General features: G+C 69.4%; 7 protein-coding genes and 2 pseudogenes. 6 read left to right on the top strand and 3 right to left on the bottom strand.

The features are described from left to right. Positions 1-335: 335 nt before the first annotated feature. From B7767_RS10250 to B7767_RS47890, 3 genes are all read left to right on the top strand, one after another. A complete protein-coding gene (locus B7767_RS10250) occupies positions 336-539 on the top strand; it encodes a hypothetical protein (RefSeq protein ID WP_085571915.1) in 204 nt (67 codons plus the stop codon). Between the two features lie 783 nt (positions 540-1322). Continuing rightward, the gene (locus B7767_RS10245) at positions 1323-2291 is read left to right on the top strand and encodes a fatty acid desaturase (protein ID WP_218775784.1); all 969 of its coding nucleotides are present in this window, start codon (positions 1323-1325) and stop codon (positions 2289-2291) included. Beyond that, positions 2291-2413 (top strand): hypothetical protein, encoded by a 123-nt coding sequence (locus B7767_RS47890; protein ID WP_256923387.1) that lies wholly within the window; start codon positions 2291-2293, stop codon positions 2411-2413. Before B7767_RS10245 ends, B7767_RS47890 begins: the two co-directional genes overlap by 1 nt. 56 nt (positions 2414-2469) lie before the next feature. Here B7767_RS47890 and B7767_RS10240 read toward each other — a convergent pair. After that, positions 2470-3127, bottom strand: a pseudogene (locus B7767_RS10240) (transposase family protein); the annotation flags it as partial. Positions 3128-3390: 263 nt separating this feature from the next. Between B7767_RS10240 and B7767_RS10235 the strand changes: the two are divergent. Then, positions 3391-4110 carry an IS6 family transposase gene (locus tag B7767_RS10235; RefSeq protein ID WP_085571914.1) on the top strand — a complete coding sequence of 240 codons (720 nt, stop codon included), beginning with the start codon at positions 3391-3393 and terminating at the stop codon, positions 4108-4110. Between the two features lie 220 nt (positions 4111-4330). Here B7767_RS10235 and B7767_RS10230 read toward each other — a convergent pair whose 3' ends face one another. Both B7767_RS10230 and B7767_RS10225 read right to left on the bottom strand, forming a co-directional pair. Beyond that, positions 4331-5299, bottom strand: a complete 969-nt coding sequence (locus B7767_RS10230; protein WP_085571913.1) for an alpha/beta hydrolase — start codon at positions 5297-5299, stop codon at positions 4331-4333. A 101-nt stretch (positions 5300-5400) separates the two neighbouring features. Next, positions 5401-6027, bottom strand: coding sequence for a helix-turn-helix domain-containing protein (locus B7767_RS10225; protein WP_256923386.1), 627 nt, complete (start codon positions 6025-6027; stop codon positions 5401-5403). 83 nt (positions 6028-6110) lie between these two features. Here B7767_RS10225 and B7767_RS10220 point away from each other — a divergent pair, with 83 nt between their 5' ends. Both B7767_RS10220 and B7767_RS10215 read left to right on the top strand, forming a co-directional pair. Continuing rightward, positions 6111-7079, top strand: coding sequence for an NAD(P)/FAD-dependent oxidoreductase (locus tag B7767_RS10220; protein ID WP_085571912.1), 969 nt, complete (start codon positions 6111-6113; stop codon positions 7077-7079). 392 nt (positions 7080-7471) lie between these two features. Then, positions 7472-8076: pseudogene (locus B7767_RS10215) on the top strand (IS5 family transposase); the annotation flags it as partial. Between the last annotated feature and the right edge of the window lie 127 nt (positions 8077-8203).

Below are 8203 nucleotides of genomic sequence, written 5' to 3'. Positions count from 1 at the left end.
CGCCCCGGCCCCGCCGCCACCGGGCGGCACCTCCGGCGACCGACCCCGGGAGACGACCGGCCGCTGACCCGCTCGGTCGACGGCGGCACGCCTCCCAGCCCCCGGCCCCCGGCCCGGGGCTGGGAGGCGTTCGACGGCCGGTCCGTGCGACCGCAGCGGCAGGGTCTGCGACCGTGTCCCGGGTACTGAGCTGACCTCGGTTTCGTGGAGTGCCTGAAGCCAGGCTTGTGATCCTGGCCCGAAGGAGAACCACGAGCAGTGCCGGCACCACGTGAGCACCCGGACGAGCTCCGTGAGAGGTCCGCACCACCGGCCGTCCGGTCGCGCATGCCGCGATGGACACCAGGGGCCTGGCCGAGCTCGTCGTCCTCGCAGTCGGGTACAAGGCGGGCATCCTCACGGTGCCGCCGTATCCCGCCCTGGTCGCGATGGCGCTGGTGACCAGCGTGCTGACCGGCCGGGCCCTGTCGGCGATCCGGCGGGCCGAACGCCGCCCCCGCCAGGTCGTCCAGCCCTCGGCCGCCCGCACCACCGTCTGAGGTGGCCGGCTCCCTGCCGCCGACCGAGCGCGGCCCGACGGCCGGCCATCGTCTCGTACCACCACGCCCGACGACGCCCGAGTCCCCGTACCGTCGACCAGAATTCGGACCGACACCATCTTCGGGCCATCATCAGGGCGCCGCGCGAGCACGCTGTTCCCGGCACTCGACGCGAAAAAGTTCGGAAGCGCTAATTCCGATCCCCCACCGATTGGGGCCAACGCATTTCAAGGGCGGCGAAACACGGTTCTCCGTGCAGACGAATGAGTTTGTCCGTTTCTCCGTCTTGACGTTTGCGTCCGCCTGTGCCCGCACCCGTTGACGGCTTGAATCCATGGCGGCCAGCCCGTCGGCCGAGTGCCGATCGGCAGCCTTGGAACATCCGACGAAATGTGCTGAGGCGGTGATGCGGCGACCGACCGGCTGACGTAGTGTGCCGGACGTAACGTTGCCATTTCAGCACAGCGATCACGGGGCCCGCGGATACGCCAAGGTCTGGGACGACATCGGGAAAGAGCTGGAGGCCCGCCGGGTGGACCGGGGGCGTGAACTCCGGCCCGTCAATACGAGGTCACTCCGGCCGTTCGTGTACGAGGGACCCCCACCGTTGTATGCGATGCGGCCGCTGCCTCGTCAACACTTCGCCGTCGCCCCTCGCCAACGAGGTCGCCGCGGAATCCGTACAACATTGACTGGTCACCGGAAGCCTGCCACAGTGTTTCACTGGAACTTGCCGTGAAACGGTGGCCGAATGCTTTTCTTCGACACGTGCCGGGAGGGCAATTGAAGTCCAAGATGGTGTGGAGAAACAGTCCGCTCGATGCCGTACTGGTCGCCCTGAGTATTGCACAGTTCGGGGTGACCATTTCGCTCGCGGCCTCGTGGGACGAGACGGGGTTACCAGGACGCGCCGGTTCTTTTGCGCTGCTCGTGTTCATGATGGTGTACAACATCATCATTATCTCGCATCTTTTCACGCATCAGCCCTGGTTCCGGGCCGCATTCCTTAACGGCGCCATGTCGATGCTGAATTCGTCGAACATCGCGCAGTCGGTGAAGGCCTATGAACTCAGCCATGTGCGCAATCACCACCGCTACAACAACGACCGGCCCGGTGCCGACGGGACGACGAAGGACAGCTCATCGACCTACCGGGACGGCCGTGACGGCGAGCACGCGGGCCTGATGCGGTACATCGCCGGCGGCGCCTTGAGCTCCATGGCGGATCTGGCCCGGTCCCTGTTCTCCGTCACCCGTCTGTTCCGCGTCACCGCCGACGAGTCCGCCGTCCGGTACGCGTCCCGCGCCGACGGGCCGCGCGCCGCCGAACTGCGGCAGATACGCCTGGACCGGCTCGCCCACTTCGCCTTCGTCGTAGGGCTCGGCGTCCTGTCGTGGCAGTGGCTCCTGATCGCCTACGTGCCCGCGATCTTCCTGGGTCTCGCCCTGGTCAACGTGCAGAACTACTACCGGCACTTCGGTGCCGAGCCCGACGACCGCTACGCCAACTCCGTCAGCCACTACGGCCGCCTCTACAACCTGCTGACGTTCAACGACGGCTACCACCAGGAGCACCACCTGCGTCCGCCGACCCACTGGAGCCAGCTTCCCGACGTACGCACGCGTTACCGCCTCGAACTCGACGAAGCGGACCGGGTGATCTCCCCGGTGCCCGCGATCCTGGGCTTCCTCGACGTGGGCCGCACCCAGGGCAGGCCGAAGCAGACAACCGCGACGGGGACGGAAGGCTGATGACCCTCACGACGCCGGACACCGCATCGGCCGGCACGCCACCCGCGTCGACCACCGTGCACCGCCTCTTTGAGGACGCGGTACGCCGCCACGCGACGGCCACCGCGGTGATCCAGGGGTGACTGAACCTCTTTCATCCTGTGTAGTCGCAGGTCAGGAGGACGGGTACGGCTTGGGCGGTGCGGACGGTGGCGCCGGCGCCCTGGTAGGGACGAGGATCCGCCTCGTCAGGCAGGCCTGCGCGATGCCGTGGGCCCGGGCCGAGGTCAGGCCGTGCGTGCGTCCCGGTGTCGCGAGGGAGAACCCTTCCCCAAGCTCTGCCGGCAGGGGATGCCCCATGGGGTGTGCCGTCGGGTGCGGCGATGACCTGGATGTTCATGCCGTGCCGCTTGTGCTTCCGGGAGTAGTACGGCTCGTCCGCGGCCACCCGGTCGGTGGGGATCAGCGTGCCGTCGACGATGACGAAGTCGCCCTCGCCCAGACCGGCCAGGGCCTCATGCAGCCCCGGTGCCCAGGCGGCCAGGACCTCGATGGGCTCGTCCACGTAACGCCAGGCGATTGCCTCCGAGATACCGAATCCGGCGCCGAGCTGGGCGAACGACTCGTTCTTCCGAAGATGTGCCAGGGTGAGCAGAGTCTGCTTGCAGCAGCCAAGTCGTCGCCACGGGGAGCCCAGTTCACGCCTTCGTGCGTAGATCAGCCACGAGACGTGCTCGACCAGCTCGTGCGGAACATCGCGCATGGCAGGACACGGAACCAACAGGGCCCCTTCCGGTCGCTGGTGTGCTGAGTGGATCACCACGCCAACGACGAGGGGCCCAGCCTCGTCGCCACAGTCACTGACCGGCTCGTTTCACCCTCGCGTCCCAGAACGAAAGAGGTTCACTGACGGTGTCTTCGCCTGGGGGATGCGGCGGCGATCGGGCTGTCGCCGCATCCTCTGGGTGTCTGGTCAGTCGAAGAGTCCCTCGACGACCTCTTCGGCGATCTCACCGCCGATCTCTTCGGCCGTCTCTTCCGCGATCTCCTCGATGGGCACTGTCACGTTGGCTGACCGATGGGATGATCTTCGGATTGATCGGGCTGGGAAGGATCGTCTGTGGGGAGTGCGTCGCTGTCGTGCAAGGGGCACCGGTACCCGGTCGAGGTCATCTCCCACTGCGTGTGGCTGTACTTCCGCTTCCCGCTGTCGTTCCGCGAGGTCGAGGAGCTCATGCTTGAGCGCGGGATCGTCGTCTCCCACGAGACGATCCGCCGCTGGTGCGGCAAGTTCGGGCAGATCTACGCCAATGCTCTGCGCCGTCGGCAGCCCCAGCCCAGAGACAAGTGGCACCTCGACGAGGTCTTCATCAAGATCAACGGGCGGTTGCAGTATCTGTGGCGGGCCGTCGACCAGGACGGGCACGTCCTCGACATCCTCGTGCAGAACCGGCGGGACAAGGCCGCAGCCCGACGCTTCTTCCGCAGGCTCCTCAAGAAGACCCGCACGGTGCCCAGAGTGATCATCACCGACAAGCTCCGCTCCTACGGCGCCGCCCACCGTGAGGTCATGCCCTCCGTGGAGCACCGCCCACACAAGGGCCTGAACAACAGGGCGGAGAACAGCCACCAGCCAACGAGGCAGCGCGAACGGGCGATGAAAAACTTCCGCTCCGTGGGCGGAGCCCAGCGGTTTCTGTCCGCGTTCAGCGGCATCTCACCTCACTTCCGGCCCCACCGCCATCTGATGCCCGCATACCGCTACCGCGCCGAAATGACCGTCCGCTTTGCAATCTGGGAGCAGATCACCGGAGTCGCCGGCCTCCCCGCCACGGCCTGAGCACCCGGAACCGGCTCCACCACACCACAACGCACCATCAGACAGCTACCCACCCAACAACGTGACAGCGCCCGAGAGCGAGATGCATACGGGAACCGTACTTCTCGACATGACCCGACCCGTGACGGTGCCCGGCCGGGCCCGCGCCACCCCGGTGAGGCGCCGGCCGGTCCTGCCGCCGCGCCTCGGCCCGAGCCGGTCACCACCGTTCCGGTCCATCTCACGACCGGGTGGGCAGGACCCGGCGCAGCCACTTCAGGCGGGCCTCCCGCGCGTCGCGGGACAGGACGGCCCCGGGGACGAGGAAGTCGAAACCGTGGAAGCCCCCGGCGAACACATGCAGCTCCGCGTCACCACCGGCCGCCCAGATCGCCGAGGCGTAGCCGACCACCTCGTCCCGGAACGTCTCGGCGGATCCGGCTTCGAGGTACGTGGGCGGCAGTTCTGACAGGTCCTCGGCGCGGGCGGGCGCGGCATAGGCGGGCACGTCGGCGGTGCCCCGGCGCGCGCCGAGCACATGGGACCAGGCGGCCTCGTTGGTGGCTCGGTTCCAGCCGCCGGTCGCCGTGAACTGGACGGCGGAACACGTGTCGTTGCGGTCGTCGAGCATGGGGCAGACCAGCATTTGCCCCACCGGGCGCAGGTCCCTTCCGTCCCGCAGGCGCAGGGTCAGCCCCGCGGCCACGGCGCCGCCCCCGCTGAAGCCGGTGACGAGGACGCGTTCCGGGTCGATGCCCGCCTCCCGGCCGTGGGTGGCAATCCAGGTGATCCCGGCCAGACCGTCGTCCAGCGCCGCCGGGTAGGGGTGTTCGGGGGCCAGGCGGTACTCGACCGACACGACGGCCGCTCCCAGCTCCTCCGCCCACTCCAGGACGTAGTCCAGGTGCTGCCGGGCATGGCCCATGACCATGCCGCCCCCGTGCAGGTAGTACAGGACGGGCAGCCTCCCCCTGGCACCGGCGGGCCGGCACACCAGTAGGGGCACGCCGGCGGTGCCGCCGCCGGCCGCAGGGGCGAGGCGTTCCTCGACGGTGAAGGCACCGTCGCGGCGCAGCTCGTCCAGGGTAGGCGCGGGTGCGGCCGCGGTCCGCAGCTTCTCGATCACCTCATGGGTGAGGGTGATGCGCAGGGCGTCGATATCGATCGCCGCGGCGAGTTCCGGGTCGACGGGAGGCGGTGTGACGGGCATGGCTGTTCTCCGGAATCGGTCGGTGGGGCCAGGCAGCAGGATCATGTACGACGCTCCGCGCCGACGCTGAACCCTCTTGCCGACCCGGCAAGACGCTCCCGTCACACCCGGTCTTCGGCCTCGTCGCCCTCGGCGGCCTCCTCCCACGAGGTGACCACACGCATCCGCTCCCCCTGGGCCCCGAAGAGACTGAGGAACTCCACCGGCTGCTCACCCGCGTTGCCCAGCGCGTGCGGCAGCCGGGTGTCGAACTCCGCAGCTTCCCCGGCCGCCAGGACGACCTGCCGGGGGCCCGCGGTGACGCGCAGCCGCCCGTGCAGCACGTAGACCCAGTTGTAGCCCTGATGCGTGTGGAGTCCCTGCCTCGAGGCGGTGGTCGTCCCCGGCGGCAGTACGTGCTTGTGGGCGTGGGGGCCGCCGTAGTGGCGGACCAGGGGGACGACCGTCTGGTCCTGGCCGGGTACGGAGACGGGCCGCAGATGGACGCGCGGGTCACCGGTCACGGGCGCGCCGACGAGTTCGTCGAGCGGCAGGCCGTAGGCGACCGCCAGGGGGAGGAGCAGATCGAGGGTGTACTTGCGCTGTCCGGACTCCAGCCGCGACAGCGTGCTCGGGGAGATGCCGCTGCGCGCGCTGATGTCGTCCAGTGTCGCGTGACGTTGCTGCCGCAGAGTCCGCAGACGCCCTCCGACCATGCGCAGCACCTCCTCCAGCTCATCGTGGTTCACACTCCCATCTTGCCAGGTCGGCAAGACGCCTTGGGGCCCGTCGGCGGCCGGCCGGAAGATCGCCGCCCAACGAGAGGAACACCATGGAACACCACCGGATCCACGACGTCATCGTGATCGGGGGCGGCGCGGCCGGCCTGAACGCCGCGCTCACCCTCGGACGCGCCCGGCGCACCGTACTGCTGGTCGACGCCGGACGACAGCGCAACGCTCCCGCGCACAGCATGCACAACTACCTGGGCCACGAGGGCATCGCTCCCGCCGACTTCCTGGCCCTCGCGCGACAGGAGGTCGCCCGTTTCGGGACGCGCGCGGTCGATGCGACGGTCGTCGCCGCCAAGCGGGCCGAGGACGGGCTCTTCGAGGTCGTACTCGATGACGACACCGTCGTACGGGCCCGCCGCCTGCTCCTCGCCACCGGCCTGGTGGACGAACTGCCCGACGTGCCCGGCGTGGCCGAGCGCTGGGCACGCGAGGTGCTCCACTGCCCGTACTGCCACGGGTGGGAAGTGCGTGAAGAGGCGATCGGTGTGCTGGCCACCGGCCCGGTCGGGGTGGAGCAGGCACTGCTGTGGAGTCAGTGGAGCGACGAGATCACTCTGTTCTCACACACCGGACCGCGGCTCGACGACACGTCCCGCGCACGTCTCGCCGCGCGGGACGTGCGGGTGGTCGAGGGGGAGGTGTCACACCTGGACGTGTCGGAGGGGCCGCTGCGCGGTGTGGTGCTGTCCGACGGGCGCCGGTCGGACGTCGGGCACCTGGTGGTCGCGCCCCGCTTCACCGCCCGGCTCGACGGGCTGGGCGGCCTGGGGCTGGAGACGACAGAACTCCACCTCTTCGGGCAGGTCGCGGGCAGCCATGTCGTGTCGGACCCGCAAGGAGCGACGAGCGTGGCCGGTGTGTACGCGGCCGGCAACGTCACCAGCCTCACGGAGACCGTGATCGGTGCGGCCGCCGCCGGTCTGAAGACGGCGGCCGCGGTCAACCTGGATCTCATCACCGAGGACACCCGGCGAGCCGTAGCGGCCCCGGCCGTGCCCGGCGTGTGACACGGGCGCACACGGCGGAGCCGTGAACGCCGGGTCCTGCGGCGGCCGTCGAGCGGACGGCCGCCGCAGGACCCCTCCTCACGGGCGCGAGCGGCGACCCGTCCTGAGGACCAGTACCGTCGTGAGGCCGGCCATGACGGTCAGCGCGCCTGCGGTGAGGAAGGCCGCCCGGACACCCGGTACGAACGCGCCGGGCACGGCTCCGGCGGCGTACACCGACACGATCACGGCAAGCCCGATCGCGCCGCCGAGCTCCTGGGTGGTCTGCAGCAGCCCGGAAGCCGACCCGCGTGCTCGGGTTCGACAGCGCCCACCACCAGAGAGGCCGCGGGCACGAACGTCATCCCGCGAACACCCCGTTGACGAGCAGCGGGCCGAGCACGGCGGCGGCCACCGTCCACCGGCGCTTCGCCCAGTGGAGCCGAGAGCGGGTGTGGGCCAGGCTGCACCGGGTGCTCCTCGACGAACTCGGCGCTCGGGGCGAGCTGGACTGGTCGCGATGCGCCATCGACTCCGTCAGCGTCCGGGCGGCAAAAGGGGGCCACTCACCGGACCGAATCCGACCGACCGCGGCAAGCCGGGATCGAAAATCCACCTGATCACAGACCGCAACGGACTGCCCCTGTCGCTGGGCATCTCCGGCGTTAACACGCACGACAGCCTCGGCCTGCAACCGCTCGTGCGCGGGATCCCGCCCGTCCGCTCCCGCCGCAGACCGCGCCGCCGACGCCCGGCCAAGCTCCACGCAGACAAGGGCTACGACTACGACCACCTGCGGAAATGGCTTCGCGAGCGTCGCATCCGCCACCGCATCGCCCGCAAAGGCATCGAGTCGTCCACGCGGCTGGGCCGACACCGCTGGGTCGTCGAGAGAACGGTCTCCTGGCTGGCCGGATGCCGAAGGCTGCACCGCCGCTACGAGCGAAAGGCCGAGCACTTCCTGGCCTTCGTCGGCATCGCCGCAGCTCTCATCAGCTACCGCCGACTCACCAACTGAAACGACCTCTTAGACCGTGTCCTATGTGGTGCGGCGTCGTTGAACTCGACATGGGGCGGGGTACGTGGAGTTGGATTGTTCCGGACGGGTTGTGGGAGATCGCGAAGCCGCTGATCCCGCCGTCGAG

Origin of the sequence: Streptomyces sp. 13-12-16 (genome assembly GCF_002114215.1) — a bacterium.
GTDB lineage: Bacteria > Actinomycetota > Actinomycetes > Streptomycetales > Streptomycetaceae > Streptomyces.
Note: the sequence above shows the minus strand (reverse complement) of the source record. Positions and strands in the feature narration are given on the sequence as shown.